Annotated in this window: 17 protein-coding genes and 1 pseudogene; 7 read left to right on the plus strand and 11 right to left on the minus strand. The window is 68.1% G+C overall.

Going from position 1 to position 15854, the window contains the following annotated elements; genetic code table 11:
* Positions 1 to 3: 3 nt before the first annotated feature.
* Positions 4 to 1006 (minus strand): annotated as a pseudogene (gene hrcA, locus BW733_RS00540) (heat-inducible transcriptional repressor HrcA).
* A gap of 69 nt (positions 1007 to 1075) precedes the next feature.
* Here hrcA and BW733_RS00545 point away from each other — a divergent pair.
* A complete protein-coding gene (locus BW733_RS00545; protein ID WP_077346948.1) occupies positions 1076 to 1846 on the plus strand; it encodes an MBL fold metallo-hydrolase in 771 nt (256 codons plus the stop codon).
* A 63-nt stretch (positions 1847 to 1909) separates the two neighbouring features.
* Here BW733_RS00545 and araA read toward each other — a convergent pair whose 3' ends face one another.
* Positions 1910 to 3421, minus strand: coding sequence for an L-arabinose isomerase (gene araA, locus BW733_RS00550; protein ID WP_077346950.1), 1512 nt, complete (start codon positions 3419 to 3421; stop codon positions 1910 to 1912).
* 12 nt (positions 3422 to 3433) lie between these two features.
* Positions 3434 to 4159, minus strand: a complete 726-nt coding sequence (locus BW733_RS00555; RefSeq protein ID WP_077346952.1) for an L-ribulose-5-phosphate 4-epimerase — start codon at positions 4157 to 4159, stop codon at positions 3434 to 3436.
* A gap of 184 nt (positions 4160 to 4343) precedes the next feature.
* On the opposite strand from BW733_RS00555, the gene BW733_RS19935 reads away from it, so the two are divergent.
* From BW733_RS19935 to BW733_RS18725, 3 genes are all read left to right on the plus strand, one after another.
* Positions 4344 to 4517, plus strand: coding sequence for a LacI family DNA-binding transcriptional regulator (locus BW733_RS19935; RefSeq protein WP_418361337.1), 174 nt, complete (start codon positions 4344 to 4346; stop codon positions 4515 to 4517).
* Between the two features lie 284 nt (positions 4518 to 4801).
* A complete protein-coding gene (locus BW733_RS18720) occupies positions 4802 to 4975 on the plus strand; it encodes a hypothetical protein (RefSeq protein ID WP_202970242.1) in 174 nt (57 codons plus the stop codon).
* 96 nt (positions 4976 to 5071) lie between these two features.
* Positions 5072 to 5353, plus strand: a complete 282-nt coding sequence (locus tag BW733_RS18725; protein WP_202970243.1) for a substrate-binding domain-containing protein — start codon at positions 5072 to 5074, stop codon at positions 5351 to 5353.
* Here the strand turns inward: BW733_RS18725 and BW733_RS00565 are convergent.
* The 8 genes from BW733_RS00565 to hemW all read right to left on the minus strand — a co-directional run bounded on the left by BW733_RS00565 (position 5350) and on the right by hemW (position 12687).
* Complete coding sequence (locus BW733_RS00565; RefSeq protein ID WP_077346954.1) at positions 5350 to 6351, minus strand: LacI family DNA-binding transcriptional regulator; 1002 nt, start codon at positions 6349 to 6351, stop codon at positions 5350 to 5352. The two genes, BW733_RS18725 and BW733_RS00565, sit on opposite strands and share 4 nt — an antisense overlap.
* 1 nt (position 6352) lies before the next feature.
* A complete protein-coding gene (locus BW733_RS00570; protein WP_077346956.1) occupies positions 6353 to 7123 on the minus strand; it encodes an inositol monophosphatase family protein in 771 nt (256 codons plus the stop codon).
* Between the two features lie 30 nt (positions 7124 to 7153).
* Positions 7154 to 7999, minus strand: coding sequence for a DUF3097 domain-containing protein (locus BW733_RS00575; RefSeq protein ID WP_077346958.1), 846 nt, complete (start codon positions 7997 to 7999; stop codon positions 7154 to 7156).
* Positions 8000 to 8013: 14 nt separating this feature from the next.
* The gene (locus BW733_RS00580) at positions 8014 to 8829 is read right to left on the minus strand and encodes a hypothetical protein (protein ID WP_077346960.1); all 816 of its coding nucleotides are present in this window, start codon (positions 8827 to 8829) and stop codon (positions 8014 to 8016) included.
* Positions 8826 to 9518 (minus strand): ABC transporter ATP-binding protein, encoded by a 693-nt coding sequence (locus BW733_RS00585; protein WP_077346962.1) that lies wholly within the window; start codon positions 9516 to 9518, stop codon positions 8826 to 8828. Before BW733_RS00585 ends, BW733_RS00580 begins: the two co-directional genes overlap by 4 nt.
* Positions 9515 to 9892 (minus strand): GntR family transcriptional regulator, encoded by a 378-nt coding sequence (locus BW733_RS00590; RefSeq protein ID WP_077346964.1) that lies wholly within the window; start codon positions 9890 to 9892, stop codon positions 9515 to 9517. Before BW733_RS00590 ends, BW733_RS00585 begins: the two co-directional genes overlap by 4 nt.
* Before the next feature lie 114 nt (positions 9893 to 10006).
* Positions 10007 to 11449 (minus strand): glycoside hydrolase family 1 protein, encoded by a 1443-nt coding sequence (locus BW733_RS00595; protein ID WP_077346966.1) that lies wholly within the window; start codon positions 11447 to 11449, stop codon positions 10007 to 10009.
* 47 nt (positions 11450 to 11496) lie between these two features.
* Complete coding sequence (gene hemW / locus BW733_RS00600; RefSeq protein ID WP_077346968.1) at positions 11497 to 12687, minus strand: radical SAM family heme chaperone HemW; 1191 nt, start codon at positions 12685 to 12687, stop codon at positions 11497 to 11499.
* Between the two features lie 70 nt (positions 12688 to 12757).
* Here hemW and BW733_RS00605 point away from each other — a divergent pair, with 70 nt between their 5' ends.
* From BW733_RS00605 to BW733_RS00615, 3 genes are read left to right on the plus strand one after another with little or no spacing between them, the layout of a single operon-like run.
* Complete coding sequence (locus BW733_RS00605) at positions 12758 to 14062, plus strand: ABC transporter substrate-binding protein (RefSeq protein ID WP_077346970.1); 1305 nt, start codon at positions 12758 to 12760, stop codon at positions 14060 to 14062.
* Complete coding sequence (locus tag BW733_RS00610) at positions 14062 to 15015, plus strand: carbohydrate ABC transporter permease (RefSeq protein ID WP_077346972.1); 954 nt, start codon at positions 14062 to 14064, stop codon at positions 15013 to 15015. Before BW733_RS00605 ends, BW733_RS00610 begins: the two co-directional genes overlap by 1 nt.
* Complete coding sequence (locus BW733_RS00615) at positions 15012 to 15836, plus strand: carbohydrate ABC transporter permease (RefSeq protein WP_077346974.1); 825 nt, start codon at positions 15012 to 15014, stop codon at positions 15834 to 15836. The genes BW733_RS00610 and BW733_RS00615 overlap by 4 nt, the downstream gene beginning before the upstream one ends.
* Positions 15837 to 15854: the final 18 nt, after the last annotated feature.

A 15854-nucleotide genomic window follows, 5' to 3' on the forward strand; every position in this document is an offset into this window, starting at 1 on the left:
GTTTCAGCCTTCGTTGAGGAATCTGCTCACGTAACGCGCAACGGCTCGCACCGCTGCGATGGTCGACGGATAGTCCATGCGTGTGGGGCCGACCACCCCGAGGCTCGCATGGAGGTCCGAGCCGTAGCCGCTTGCGACGAGGCTCGTGGAATGGAAACCCTGGGTGGTGTTCTCCTGCCCGATCCGCACGGTGACGTCGTCGCCGGCGGCCTCGCCGAGCAGCCGCATGAGCACGACCTGCTCCTCGAGGGCCTCGAGCAGCGGGCGGAGGTTCTGTTCGAACTCGGCTCCCGCCAGGTTCGGCACCCCGGCGACGAGGACCTGCGAGGCGGGCTCTGTCGCCATCGCCTCGAGGACCGCGGCGACGACGGGCGCCGCGAGTCCCCTGTCCTCCGGAGGCAGGGTGTCGACGAAGCCCGCCATGGATGAGGCGACGTCAGCGGTGGAGCGGCCGATCGTCACGGAACTCAGGCGCTGGCGCAGCTGGGAGAGGCGCACCTCATCGAGCACGGGGCCGTCGAGAACGGTCTGATCCACCCGGCCCGACGACGACACCACGATGACGAGGAGGCGTTCGCTCGTCAGCGGCACGAGGTCGAGGTGGCGGACGTCGTCGCGCTGCACCGGGGGGGTACTGCACGATCGCGACCTGTCGGGTGAGTTGGGCCAGCAGGCGGACGGTGCGTCCGACGAGGTCGTCGATGTCGGCGGTGCCGTTCATGAAGCTGGTGATCGCCACCCGCTCGGCCTGGGAGAGCGGCTTGATGTTGGCGAGACGGTCGACGAAGAGGCGGTAGCCCTTGTCCGTAGGGATGCGGCCCGCGCTGGTGTGGGGCTGCGTGATGTAGCCCTCCTCCTCGAGCGCCGCCATGTCGTTGCGGACGGTCGCGGCCGACACCTTCAACTGGTGGCGCTCGACAAGGGCCTTCGACCCGACCGGCTCCCGGCTGGAGACGTAGTCGGTGACGACGGCCTTGAGCACATCGAGCTTCCGATCGTCGAGCACGACTCTTCCCTCCTCCGGCTGGCACTCGCGCATGTCGAGTGCCAGTGTAGCTGCCTCTACGATGGAGGCATGTCGCCTGTTTGGACCCCCGTCACCGACCGGACCTTCGTCACCACCGTCGAGCCACACGGCGTAAACGTCGGCCTCGTGGTAGGCGACGAGGCGGCGCTGCTCATTGATTCCGGCAACACCGCAGAACAGGGCGCCGAGCTGCTCGCCTCCGCGCGGGAGCAGGCCGGGGTGCCGGTGACCCACGTGGTGCTCACGCACGACCACGCCGACCACACCGGTGGCCTGGCGGGCATGCAGGAGCTGACCAGCGTCGCGCACGAAGACCTCACCTCGCTGACTCCCACCCGGCAGTTCTCCATGGCGCTCGCCATCCAGCTGGGCGCCCAGCGGGTCGAGCTGGTGCACTTCGGCGAGGGCCACACCCGCAGCGACGTGATCGTGTTCGTGCCCGGCGAGAACGTGATCTTCGTCGGCGACCTCCTGGAACAGGGCGGCGACCCGCAGGTCGACGAGACGACCTCGCTGAGCAACTGGCCGACCGTCCTGGACGGGGTGCTCGGCGCGTGTACCGACTCGACGCGCTTCGTTCCGGGCCACGGAACCGTGGTCGACCGCGACTTCGCCTTCATCCAGCGGGCCGAGATCGCGATGCTCTACAGCCAAACCGAGATGATGATCCAGCAGGGCACCAGGCTCGAGGACGCGGCCACCGCGACCGAATGGCCGTTCACGGCCGAGACGCTCGCGGTGGCCCTTCCGAAGGCCTACGCCGAGCTCGCCGCAAAGGGCATCGAGCCGAAGCGTCAGCTCCCGATCTTCGGAGTCTGACCCAGGGCGAGAAAGCGGCCGGGCCTGAACGATCGCTCAGGCTCGGCCGTCAGCAGCTACCAGTCAGCGAAGACCGTCGGTGAACTTGTGCACCACTGCCTGGTATCGCAGTTCGTTGACGAAGCCACGCGTGGTGGTGTCGCTGTCGATCAGCGCCAGTTCGATGTCGGCCATGTCCGCGAAGTCCTGGAACTCCTCGAGACCCGCAGCGGTCGACATGACGGTGTGATGGGCGGCTCCCGCGGCGATCCAGCATTCTGCAGAGGTCGGCAGGTTCGGCTGGGGCACCCAGACCGCTCGGGCGACCGGAAGCTTCGGCAGCGGGGCGTCCGGCTCGGCGATGTCGACCAGGTTGGCCGTCATGCGGAACCGGTCGCGCAGGTCCGAGAGGGCGACGACGACGCCGTCGCCTGGGTCGGTGTTGAACACCAGACGCACGGGATCCTCGCGGTCGCCGATGCCGAGCGGGTGGATCTCGAGGGTCGGCCTCGAGGTGGTCAGCGAGGGGCAGACCTCGAGCATGTGGGCGCCGAGGATCTTCTCCTTACCGGGGGTCAGCTCATAGGTGTAGTCCTCCATCAGTGAAGCACCACCGGGGAGGCCGTAGCCCATCACCTTCGCGAGGCGCACGAGCACGGCGGTCTTCCAGTCACCCTCGGCACCGAAGCCGTAGCCGTCGGCCATGAGGCGCTGGACGGCGAGGCCCGGAAGCTGCTTGAGGCCGCCAAGGTCCTCGAAGGTGGTGGTGAAGGCCAACGCACCGACCTCCTCCAGGAACGCGCGCAGCGCGAGTTCCTGGCGGGCACCGTAACGAAGCGACTCATGACGCTCTCCGCCCGACTTCAGCTCGTCCGCGACGTCGTAGAGCTCCTCGTACTCCGCGCACAGCGCGTCGACGGCCGCGTCGTCGACGGCCTCGACCGCTGCGACGAGCTCATTGACGCCCCACGTGTTCACGCTGACACCGAGCTTGTGCTCCGCCTCGGTCTTGTCGCCCTCGGTGACGGCGACGTTGCGCATGTTGTCACCGAAGCGCGTGAGGCGCAGGGCGCGCAGCTCGGTCCAGCCCGTCGCCGCGCGCGACCAGACGGCGATCTTGTGCTGGACGTCTGGGTTGGTCGAGTGGCCAACGACGATCTTACGCTGCTTGCCGAGCCTGCTGACGATGTAGCCGAACTCGCGGTCGCCGTGCGCGGCCTGGTTCAGATTCATGAAGTCCATGTCGATGGTGTCCCACGGCAGGGCCTCGTTGGCCTGCGTGTGCAGGTGCAGCAGCGGCTTGCTGAGGGCTCCGATGCCGAGGATCCACATCTTGGCGGGCGAGAACGTGTGCATCCACGTGATCACGCCGATCACGGAGGCGTCGGCGTTGGCCTCGAGCATGGCGCGCTCGATGGCGACGCGGTCCTTGAGGATGGGGCGCCACTCGATCTCGACCGGGAGCTCGTCGGAGGCGTTGAGGTTCTCGACGACCTGATTCGACTGCTCCTCGACCTGGGCGAGCACCTCGGGACCGTAGAGGTCCTGCGATCCGGTGAGGAACCAGATCTTGCGGTTGGCGAACGGGGATTCCATGGCTACTTGGTCCTACTTCCTTGGCTGTCCGTAGACGTTCTGGTAGCGGTCGAAGAGGGAGTCGACCAGCTCCTGTGCGATGGGGACGGGCTCGCCGAACTGACGCGAGATGTGCACGGTGCGCGCGACCTCCTCGCACATCACTGCGGCCTTGACGGCGTCGCGGCCGTCCTTGCCGATCGTGAAGGGCCCGTGGTTCTGCATCAGGACGGCCCGGCTGCGGGAGTCCTTGAGGGTCTCGACGATGCCGCGGCCGATGGAGTCGTCGCCGATCAGGGCGAAGGGCCCGACGGGGATGGGGCCGCCGAACTCGTCGGCCATCATGGTGAGCACGCAGGGGATCTCCTCGCCGCGGGCCGCCCAGGCCGTCGCGTAGGTGGAGTGCGTGTGCACCACTCCCCCGAAGTCGTCCATGTGCGTGTAGACGTATGCGTGCGCGGCGGTGTCGCTGGAGGGCTGCAGTGCGTCGGGCGTGCCGTCGTTGACCTTCCTGCCGTCGAGGGTGCACACGACCATCTGGTCGGGGCCGAGCTCGTCATAGGAGACGCCGGAGGGCTTGATCACGAACAGGTCCTCGCCGATCTGGTCCGCGCAGCGGATCCGCTGCGACACATTGCCCGCGGTCCAGACTACGAGCTGCCAGCGGGGCAGCTCGGCGTGAAGATCGGAGACGATCTGACGCGTGCGCGCCACCTCGTCCTGCACCTGAGCGGGTAGCTCGGTAAGCGTCAGCGTCATCGCATCCTCCAATAACTCCGGGGTGTCTCACGGTACAGATCCGCACCCCTATGTGACCGGTCACACACAGGGTACCCGCAGGCTTCCATCGTGTCAATGGCGATCGAGCCGGCGATCGAGCCCGGTATACGCTGACAGACGGCGGAAACCGCGGCCTCACGAAGGGACATGAGTGGCTACGCCGATGCAGGATGTGGCGAGGCTCGCCGGAGTCTCGATCAAGACCGTCTCCAACGTGGTCAACGACTATCCACACATCAGCAAACCACCAGGGCGGAGGTCGAGAAGGCGATCGTCCAGCTCGGCTATGAGCCGAACCTCACGGCGCCGAACCTGCGCCGCGGACGCACGGGGCTGATCGGGCTTGCCCTCCCGGACTCAAGCGCCCCTATTTCGCGGAGCGCGCAGGCTCGGTCATCGCCGCGGCGCAGAAGCGTGGCCTACGCATCCTGATCGAGCAGACCAGCGCCGAACGCTCCCGCGAGATCGACGTCCTGCACGGGGTCGGTCCGCCACCTGCTGGACGGCCTGATCTTCTCCCCGCTCGCACTCGGCGAGGACGACGTGTGCCAACTGCGCGTTTGCTACCCACTGGTGGTCCTCGGCGAACGCGTCTTCGACCACGGTAACGACCACGTGTCGATGAGCAACATCGAGGCCGCCAGGGCCGCGACGAGCCTCCTGATCGAGCGCGGACGAAGGGGAATCGCGCTGCTCGGCAGCCATCCCGGAGAGATCGTCGGCTCGGCCGCGTTGCGCGAACGCGGCTACGTGGGGCCCTCGTCAGCGCCGGTCTGCCCCTCGACCGGAACCTGATCCGGGAGGCGGGGCTCTGGGAGCGTGGGACGGGCGCTGCCGCGATGCGCGCGCTGCTCGAGTCCGGCACGCGGTTCGACGCCGTCTTCGCAATGAGTGACGACCCTGGCGATCGGGTGCCTGCACGCCCTGCACGAGGCGGGTCGTTCCATCCCCGAGGACGTCGCCGTGGTCGGCTTCGACGACATCGACGACACGGCCTTCACCTCGCCCACGCTCTCGACCGTCTCCCCCGGGCGCGAGCAGATCGCGGAACGGGCCGTCGAACTCCTCGCCATCCGCATTCAGAACCGGGTCGAAGGGACAGACGAACCGGACCGCTTCGTGCGGGTCGACGCCGACTTCGAGGTGATTGCCCGGGAGTCGACGGGCTCCTAGGGCTGGTACCCCGCCGACTCGCGCCACACGAACCGCGAAGGCAAAAGCCGCTCGCCAGATCCTCCGCCGTCGAACAGGTCGAACAGCAGGTCGACCGCAGCAGAACCGACCGCTGTGAACGGTTGGCGCACCGACGCGAGGGGAACGCTGAGGAAGGCGGCGACGTCGATGTCGTCGTAGCCGACCAGTGCCACGTCGTCGGGCACGGCCTTGCCGAGTTCCCCCAACCGCTTCAGGGCGCCGACCGCGACCTGGTCGTTCGCGGCGAAGATCGCGTCGACGGAGTCGTCATGGGCGAGCACCTCGTCCACGCCGCGATAGCCGCCGGACGGATCCCAGCCGGTCGTGACCATCGGGCCGCGCGACTCCCCCGCCGCGGCCGCCCAGCCTTCGCACCGGGCGCGGGCCTCGAGCCAGTCGTCCGGGCCGGCAAGGTGGGCGATCCGGCGGCGGCCCGCCGAGACGAGGGCACTGACCGCCTCTTCGGCGCCGCCCCGGTTGTCGGCCCGCGCGCGGGAGAGCCCGGACGGGACGGGGCCCTCGGCCACGACGGAGGTGGGGATGTCACCTGCGAAGCGCTGGGCAAGCCCCATCGAGTCCTCCGACCAGGCGATCACGACGACGCCGTCGACGCCGAGGCCGAGCAGGTGTTCGCGGGCCGAGGTCAGCGAGGCCGGTCGGTCGTCGCGCACCGTGACCGATGCGGTGGTGTAACCGCGGCCGCGAGCCCCCTCGTCGATGGCGAGGGCGGTCAGGTTCGGCCCGAGGAGAGCTGCGTGTACCGCGACCACCCCGATCGTCATCGAGTCGTTGCGGGCCAGCGAGCGGGCGGCGCGGCTCGGACGGTAGCCGAGCTCGGCGATCGCGGCCTGCACCTTCGCGAGGGTCTCGGGGCGCACGAGCCGGGGCTCGTTGAGCACGCGCGAGACGGTCTGGTACGAGACCCCGGCGAGGGCGGCGACGTCGCGGATGGACGGCTTGTCGTGGGCGCGTGGCATCTCAGACGGGCCACAGCTGCTGGGCTGCCATCCAGCTCATCGTGTCGGCGGCGACGAGCAGCCCGCGCGAGCGCGAGAGCAGGGTGTAGCTGATGCCGTCGAGGGTCCGCGCGATGCCGCCGTTCTCGGTGACCATGAGCGCACCGGCCAGATGGTCCCACGGATGGACCGACGAGTAGAAGATGAAGTCGATGTCACCGTGCAGCAGCGCAGGGTAGTCGAAGGCGCAGCAGAAGTTGCTCGAGACGACGGGGCTGAGTCGACCGTCGGCGTCGAAGCCGAGCAGCTTCTTCTTGGAGGTCGCTCCGAGCGGGAGCCGGTCGTGCGATGCGCGCTCGATCGGATCGCCGTTCATCCTGACGCCCGCGCCGCGCTCCGCGACGTAGCCCCGGCCGGTCATCGGCTGCCAGATCCAGCCGCGCGTCGTGACCCCGCCGCGGACCTCGGCGAGGATCACCCCGTGCTGCTCCTTGCCGTTGACGAAGTTCCTCGTGCCGTCGATCGGATCGATGATGAACGCGTGATCGGCGTTGGGCAGCCCCTTGAGCAGGCCGGGCTCGAGGAACACCGTCTCCTCCCCCACGACGGTGGCGCCCGGGAAGGCGGCGTTGAGCAGGCGGGTGAGGTACTGCTCGGCCTCGCGGTCGGCGACGGTGACGAAGTCCCCGGGGTTCTTCTCCTCGATCTCGCCGTCGCTCAACTGCCGGAACTTCGGCGTGATGACCTCGGCGGCCGTCTCCTGGAGCATTCCGAGGATGTCGTCAGTGTCCATGTCGTTCACCTTAGTGGGGACGGGCGGGGCTCAGTCGTCCGCGAGATGGTCCTGGGTCACGAAGTCGATCAGCGTCTCCACCTTGGTGTTGAGCTGGGGCTCGAGGTCGCGCCAACTCTCGACGCGGGCGAGGATGGCCTTCCAGCCCCGGGCGATGTCCGCCTGGTCCTGGTGCGGCAGCCCGAGGGCCGACAGGGTGCCCAGCTTGAAGTCGACGTCCCGGGGGACGCTCGGCCACGCCTTCCTGCCGATCCGTTGCGGCTTGACGGCCTGCCAGATGTCGATGAACTCGTGTCCCTCGATCAGAACGGTGTCGCGGTAGCCGGCCTGGTAGACCTGCTTGGCGATCCGCGACTCCTTGCTGCCGGGGACGAGATGGTCGACCAGCACGCCGAGCCGACGACCCGGCTCCGGGCGGAACTCGGCGACGATGGCGGGCAGGTCGTCGATGCCGCCCAGGTACTCGACGACGACACCGACGTGGCGCAGGTCCTCGCCCCACACCTTCTCGATCAGCTCCGCGTCGTGGCGGCCCTCGACGTAGATCCGGGAGGGAAGCGCCACCTTCGCTGGCGCGGGGGTCTCGCTCGCCCGCGACCCGGAGGCGGTGTACTTCGGCTTGGCCGCGCCGCCCCGCAGCGGCGGGCGCAGCGCCACCGGCTCACCTTCGAGCAGGAAGCCGGCACCGAGCGGGGCGCCGCGCCGCTTGCCCTTGCGATCCTCGAGCAGCACGATGCCGTTCTCCCAGCCGACGACGGCCCCACAGAAGTCGTCGAACTCGACCACGAGGTCGAGTTCGACGGGTACATCACGCGTCTGCTTGAGATGCGCCTTCTGCCAACCGGGGGCCAGCACGTCCTTCGAGTAACGATCCACGGTCAGCGACCGTATCAGCGCAACTCCAGCTTGCGGCTGTACGACACCTTGGCCCACCACATTCCCACGACGGCCATCACGAGCATCCAGCCGAAGATGCCGAGCGGAAGGTACTGCGCATCGTTGGCCGCGGTGGCGAGCCGCATCGGATCGTAGAAGACCGTCACGTCGGGGAACGCGTTCAGGTCGGCCACCGGGGCGAAGAACACGGCGGCGACGCCGACGAGCTGGCTCGCCAAGTAGAACAGGAACCAGACGAGCACGACTCCGCCGAAGCCGGAGCGGTTGATCCAGGCCTCGCTTCCCACCGTCGCCGCGAAGAAATACGGGGTGATGCCGGTGAGCGGAAGGAACACCACGATCACGATGAGCGAGACGAGCAGCCAGGCGGGCAGCTCCCACACCATGGCGAGCGAGCTGAACACGGTGTCGATCGTCGCGGAAGCTGGAATGCCCGATGCGGAGCCGATCCCGATGGCCGCGATCAGGAGCAGGCCAAGATCGAGCACCAGCGCCAGCAGCGACACGAGATAGGCGTAGAGCGCCTTCACCCCGAAGATCGTGGATCCCTTCTCCGGAATCGCCGCCGTGAAGTAGCCGGTCTTCGAGTAGCAGGAGCGGTAGAAGTCGAGCGAGATGAGCAGCTGCACCGCGAACGGGTACAGGGCCGCCACGATGATGGCCACCACCCCGAAGGCGAGGTTCACCGGCGCCGGGAACACCGTGGCGAGCAATGTGGCAGCCGACACGACGAGCGCGGCGCCGAGGGTGAGCAGACCGAGCCAGCGCCAGGTGCGCAGGATCTCGTGCTTGAACAGTGTGGTGATCATCGGTAGACCTCCCTGAAGAGTGCGTCGATGGACAGTCCCCGCTCGGAGCGGAGGTCGTCGACCTCGCCCGTGAGCAGGATCCGTCCGTGCCTCATGAAGGCGACCCCGTCGAGGATCGGCTCCAGATCGTGGATGAGATGGGTGGAGACCAGGACGAGCGCCTCGGGCGACAGGTCCCGGATGATGGCCTGCAGCAGCACCTCGCGTGCGGCGGGGTCGACTCCCGAGATGGGCTCGTCGAGCAGGTAGACCTTCGCCTGGCGCGACATGGCCAGGGCGATCTGCGCCTTCTCCCGCATGCCCTTGGAGAGCGTGGAGAGCCTGCGCCCGGTCTCGAGACCGAAGAAGCCGATCAGGTCACGGGCGTGGTCCTCGCTGAAGTCGGAGAAGAAGTCGCGATACTGCCGGATGCAGGCGTCGAGGGTGGCACCGTCGGGCAGGAAGCTGGCGTCCGGCAGGAAGGACACGACAGCCTTCGATTCGGGGCCGGGGCTGTGGCCGTCGATGCGGACGTCGCCCTCGTAGTCGGCGAGCGCTCCGGCGAGAACCTTCAGCAGCGTGGTCTTTCCGCAGCCGTTCTCGCCGAGCAGGCCGACGATCCGGCCGCCGTCGAGTTCGAGATCGAGGTCGTCGATGGCACGGAACTTTCCGTAGTTCTTGACCAGGTTCGTCACGGAGACGAGGCTCATGGCGTTCCTCCTTCATTGCCGGTGGGCCATTGGCGACCCAGGAGTTCGCGCGCCGCTGTGAGGCTCATGCCGAGGCCCTGCGCGCGTCGGGCATAGGTGTCGGCCGCATCCTCGGCCAGGTCCTCCCGGGCATGGGCGATGACACTCTCGTCATCGGTGATGAAGCGGCCGGTGGTGCGTTCCGAGCGGGTGAGTCCCTGGCGGTCCAGCTCGGCGAGCGCCCGCTGGACGGTGTTGGGGTTGACCTTGAGGTCGAGCGCGAGTTCGCGGACGCCGGGGATCTTGTCCCCCGAGCTCCACTGCCGCACGACGATCCGGCGGGTGAACTCGCTGACGAGCTGCAGCCAGATCGGGGTACTCGGATCAAACTCCATGTCTTTCACCGCCCTTCTGTATCGCTGTACTACGTGCTTAATACAGTAGGACAGCGAGGGGCCGGTGTCAACGGTCAGGTCACCGACTTGAGCAACGCTCGGGGCCCGCAGAGCTCAGAAGCCGCCGGAGCGGGCGACCTCCCCGAGCCAGAGGGCGGAGGCCTTCGGGGTGCGGACCTGGGTCTCGTAGTCGACTCGGACGATGCCGAAGCGACGTGCGTAGCCGAAGGCCCACTCGAAGTTATCCATCAGCGACCAGGCGAAGTACCCCGTCACGTCGGCGCCGGCGTCGATGGACTCCGCGACCGCCGTGAGATGGTCGCGGTAGTAGGCGCCACGGTCGGCGGTGTCGTCGACGAAGCCCGCCTCGTCGGGAGCGTCGTCGTAGGCCGCACCGTTCTCGGTGATCACCATCGGGATCCCAGCCGGCCCGGTGTACTCGTGCTGCAGTCGCACGAGCAGGTCGCGCAGGTCCTGCCCCTCGACCTCCCAGCCCATCGCCGTGCGCCGCTTGCCGCGCGAGACGACGCGCACGCCCTCGGAACCGACCCAGGCACTGCGCCTCGCCCTGCCCCGCTCGGAGGTGGAGGTGAACCCGTCCTCGCTGGACGACCCGTCGCCCCACGACTCCCCGTCGGCTGGCCCCTCGACGGCCATCGCGTTGTAGAAGTTGACCCCGAGGAAGTCGATCGGGGCCGAGACGACCGCGAGATCGCCCTCCCGCACGTTGTCTCCGAGTCCGGCATCGGCCATGTCGCGCAGCACGTCTTCGGGGTAGGCGCCGCGGAACAGCGGATCGAGGAAGACCCGCGCGGTGGCGCCGTCGACCCTGCGGGCGGCCTCGACGGACGCCGGATCCTCCGGGTCGACGGGAAGCGCGGGATTGAAGTTCAGCGTGATCCCGAGCTTGAGCTCCCAGCCCTTCTCGGCGGCGACTGCACGAAGCCGTTCGGCGGCGAGGCCGTGGGCGAGCAGGATGGTGTGTACCGCGGCGACGGCCTCACGGGGATCGGTGTGGCCCGGTGCGTGCTCGCCTCCCGCGTAGGACAGGAAGGTCGAACACCAGGGCTCGTTCAGCGTGCTCCAGTGGACGACCCGGTCACCGAGGGCGCGATAGGTGGCCTCCGCGTAGTCGGCGAACCGTTCCGCGGTTTCGCGGACCGTCCAGCCGCCGCGCTCCTGGAGCGCCTGCGGCAGGTCCCAGTGGTAGAGCGTCAGCCAGGGCGTCACGCCCCTGCCGTTCAGTTCGTCGACGAGGCGGGAGTAGAAGTCGAGCCCTTCCTGGTTCGGCTCCCCGCCGTCCGGGCACACCCTGGCCCAGGACGTGGAGAACCGGTAGGCGTTGAAGCCGAGGTCGGCGATCATGGCGACGTCTTCCGGCATCCGGTTGTAGTGGTCGCAGGCGACCTCTCCGGTGTCCCCGCCGAGCACCGCGCCGGGCACGCGACAGTAGGCGTCCCAGATCGAGTCGGTGCGTCCGCCTTCCTGGCTGGCTCCCTCGATCTGGAAGGCCGCGGTGGCGACGCCCCAGGTGAACCCCTCTGGGAAGGTTGGCATGTCGACCTCTTTCTCTGACGGTGCGAGGTCAGCCTATCCCGGACGGCTCAGTCGAGCAGATCCCGAACCACCCCGTCGGCGAGAAGACGCCCTTGTCGGGTGAGAACCAGGCGCCCGTCCCGCAGCGTCGCCAACCCGGCGCCGAGCACCGATTCGACCCTGCCCCGCTCCGCGTCGGTGAGCACCTCCAGGTCGAGCCCCTCGCTCAGCCGGAGCTCGAGCAGGACCCGCTCCATCCGGTGCTGCTCGTCGGTGAGCACCTCGCGTCCCAGAGCGGGCGAGTTGCCCGCGGCCAGAGCCTCCGCGTAGCTGCGCGGATGTTTGCGGTTCCAGAACCTGACGCCCCCGACGTGCGAGTGCGCCCCGGGGCCGAAGCCCCACCAGTCGGCACCCTTCCAGTAGGCCAGGTTGTGCCTGCACTCTCCGCCTGGGAGCGACCAGTTGCTCACCTCGTAGTTGGCGAACCCGAGCGCCGCGAGCGCCTCGTCGGCCGCGACGTATTTGTCCGCGAGGTCGTCGTCATCTGGCATCGGCACCTCTCCCCTGCGCACCTGGACGGCGAGGCGGGTCCCCTCCTCGACGATCAGCGAGTAGGCGCTGACGTGGTCGACCGGCGTGGCCGTGACGGCGTCGAGGCTCGCCCGCCAGTCGTCGAGCGACTCGCCGGGCGTGCCGTAGATCAGGTCGAGGCTGACGTGCTGGAAGCCCGCTTCGCGTGCCCACCGCGCCGCGTCGAGTCCACGCTGCGGCGTGTGGGCCCGTTCGAGCACGCGGAGCACGTGCGGTACCACCGACTGCAGGCCGAGCGAGATCCGCGTGAAGCCCGCCCCGCGGAGGTGCTCGAAGTAGCCGGGCGTGACGGTCTCGGGGTTTGCCTCCGTGGTGACTTCGGCTTCGGAGGCGACGGGGAAGCGACGACGGATCGACTCGAGGATGCCCGCGAGCTCGGGTGCGGGCAGCATCGTGGGCGTGCCCCCGCCGAAGAAGACGGTCTGCACTTCGCGCTCGCCGAGTTCGCGGGCAGCCAGGTCGAGCTCACGCTCGAGCGCCTCGAGGTAGGTTCCTGGCGCGCGGTCGCCGACCTCGGTCATCGTGTAGGTGTTGAAGTCGCAGTACCCGCACCGCACCCGGCAGAACGGCACGTGCACGTACATCGACAGGGGCGCCGTCGAGGCCCGGGCGTTCTCGGGCAGTGCGCCGTCGAGGGGTGCGGGTTCGCCGTCGGGAAGTTGAGCCACGCTGTCAGCTTAGGGTGAAACTCTGTGGCACCCGTCCCCGCGAGGACCTGAATGGTGCCAGAGTGCTCTCATGCAGATTTCCCGACGCACCGTTTTCATCGCCGGCGGAAGCCTCGCCGCAGCCGCCACCCTTGCCGCCTGCGGGTCGAACAACCCGCTCGCCTCCACGCCCCCGGCGTCGCCCGGCGGCTCGACCGGGCCGTCGGGCTCGGCACCCGCCTCGGACGTCACCCTCCAGCAGTGGTACCACGAGTACGGTGAGCCGGGAGTGAAGGAGGCCGTTGAGAGGTACGCGGCCGCCTACACCGCCGCGAAGGTGGAGGTGAAGTGGACGCCGGGCGATTACGCCTCGATCCTCGCCGCCCAGCTCCTCACCGCCAACGTGCCCGACGTGTTCGAGGTCGAGCAGGGCGGCTCGCTCGACATGATCCGCTCCGGACAGCTCGCCGACCTCACCGAACTCATCGCACCGGTCAAGGACCAGTTCAACCCCGCGGTGATGAAGCGGTTCACGTTCGAGGACAAGGTCCACGGCATCCCGCAGACGATCGACATGCAGCTGCTCTACTACCGCCCCTCGCTGCTCCAGGCCGCCGGGGTCGAGCCTCCGACCACCTTCGACGCGCTCGTCGCGGCAGCCAACGCGGTCAAGACCTCCGACATCGGCGGCTTCTTCGCGGGCAACGACGGCGGCATCGGCGTGCTCGGCACGATCCTGATCTGGGCCTCGGGGAACGAACAGCTCACCGAGGACCGCAGCGCCGTCGCCTTCCTCAACGACAACTTCTACGCGGCCCTGACGGCCTACCGCGAGTTCTACACCTCGCCAGGGCTGCTCCAGGCCGCCTCCGCCGAGTGGTACGACGGCGCGGCGTTCGTCAACGGCGAGGCGGCGATGCAGTGGGGCGGCCTGTGGTCGCTCCCCGACATTCAGAAGGCATGGGGCGACGACGTCGGCGTGCTGCCCTTCCCCGCGATCGGAAGCGGTGGACGTCCTGCCGTTCCGTTCGGGGCCTTCGGCGCCTGCGTCGCGGAGAAGGGCAAGAACGTCGAGGCATCGAAGGAGTTCGTGAAGTGGCTCTGGATCGACCAGGAGGAGTACCAGGTCGACTTCTCCAACTCCTACGGCACCCACATTCCGGCCAAGACGGCGCTCGTCGCCAAGGCCGACAAGCTCGCTGAGGGCCCGGGCAAGGACGCGGCCGACTTCGTCTCGGAGTATGGCTTCGCCAACGACATCATGTGGTCGGGCGCGATGGGCGACGCCTACAACGCCGCCATCAGCAACGTGATCAAGGACGGCAAGGATCCGAAGGCGGAGTTCGCGGCCTTCGAGGAGACCGCGAAGGCCGAACTGGCCAAGCTCCAGGGCTGATGACCGACGCCGCAGCCCCCGCGCAGCCCTCGCCGAGCCGGGGGCTGTGGCATCGCATCCGCGGACGACAGGGCCGGAACCTGTGGTTCGCGGCCTTCGTCGCCCCCTTCTTTCTCGGCCTGCTGATCTTCGTCTACGTGCCGATCGTGTGGAGCGCCTACCTCTCGTTCTTCGAGGCCCGCAACACGGTCACCCCGACGCGGTTCGTCGGCTGGGCGAACTACTCCTACCTCCTGCACGACCGCCTGTTCCTGAACTCGCTCGTGGTCTTCGTGGCCTTTGCGGCGTTCATCGTCCCCCTGACCTACGTCTGCTCGCTGGGGCTCGCCCTGCTGCTGGACAAGATCACGATCGGGAGGGCCTTCTTCCGCTCGGTGTTCTTCATCCCCACCGCGGTCAGCTACGTCATCGCCGCCATCATCTGGCGCTTCGGGTTCTTCAACGGGGCCCGCTTCGGCCTGATCAACTCGTTCCTGAGACAGTTCGGGATCGACCCGGTGAACTGGCTCGGCGGAGGCAACAACCTGTACTGGATCGCGCTGGTGACGGCCCGACTCTGGCTGCAGGTCGGCTTCTACATGATCTTGTTCATCGCCGGCCTGAACAAGATCCCGGTCGAGACCTACGAGGCGGCCGCCCTCGACGGCGCGTCCGGGTGGCGGCTGCTGCGCTGGATCACGCTGCCGCAACTGAAGGCGACCAGCGTTGCCGTGATCATGCTGCTGTTGATCAACGCCTTCCAGGCCTTCGACGAGTTCTACAACATGCTCGGCTCGATCGGCAGCTACCCGCCGTACGGCAGGCCGCCGTTGGTGCACCTGTTCCTCGTCGCGCTCGGCGGCGGTCAGCAGGACCTGGGCGTCGGCGGGGCGGGCACCGTCATCCTCACCTCGATCATCGTCGTGTTCGGCATCGTGCAGAACTGGGTCCTGAACCGGGGTGAGAAGGCATGAAGACCTCCCGCGTCGGACAGGCACTGCGCTACGGCGTCGCGGTCGCGCTCGCCATCGCCTTCCTGCTCCCGCTCTACGTCATCGTGCGCAACGCCTTCTCGACCAACGCCAACATCACCTCGGCGAAGTGGAACTGGCTTCCCGACCAGGTCAACCTGACAAATCTCCAGTCGCTGCTGGCCAATGACTCGATCGGCATCGGCCGCGCCATGCTCAATTCGGCCGTCATGGCGGGGCTGCAGACCGTCGGCACCGTCGTGGTCAGCCTGCTGGCCGGCTACGCGTTGGCCCGCTACGACAACCGCGTGTCGCGTGCGCTGCTCGCCTTGACCATCTTCACGCTGATGGTCCCCGCTGCGACGACGTTCGTCCCGATGTTCATCATCACCGCCCAACTTGGCTGGATCGACACCTTCCGCGGCCTCGTCATCCCCGGCATGTTCTCCGCGTTCGCCACCTATCTCTTCCGGCAGTTCTTCCTCGACTTCCCCACCGAACTCGAGGACGCCTCCCTGATCGACGGGTGCAACCCGTGGACCAGCTTCTGGCGGATCGTGGTCCCGAACTCGACCGGCATCGTGGCCGCGGTCGGCACGATCGTGCTGATCGGCTCGTGGAACGCGTTCCTGTGGCCGACCCTGGTGGGGCGCGACGCGACGCGCACCGTCCAGGTTGCCCTCTCGCAGTTCATGACGAGCCAGGGCGTGCGCTACCCCGAACTGTTCATGGGCACGCTCGTGGCCGTGCTTCCGATGCTGTTCGTCTTCCTCTTCCTCCAGCGCTACCTCGTCCAGGGACTCACCACCTCCGGCCTGAGATGACGGCTCGGGCACACTTGG

Source organism: Tessaracoccus flavescens (genome assembly GCF_001998865.1).
GTDB lineage: Bacteria > Actinomycetota > Actinomycetes > Propionibacteriales > Propionibacteriaceae > Arachnia > Arachnia flavescens.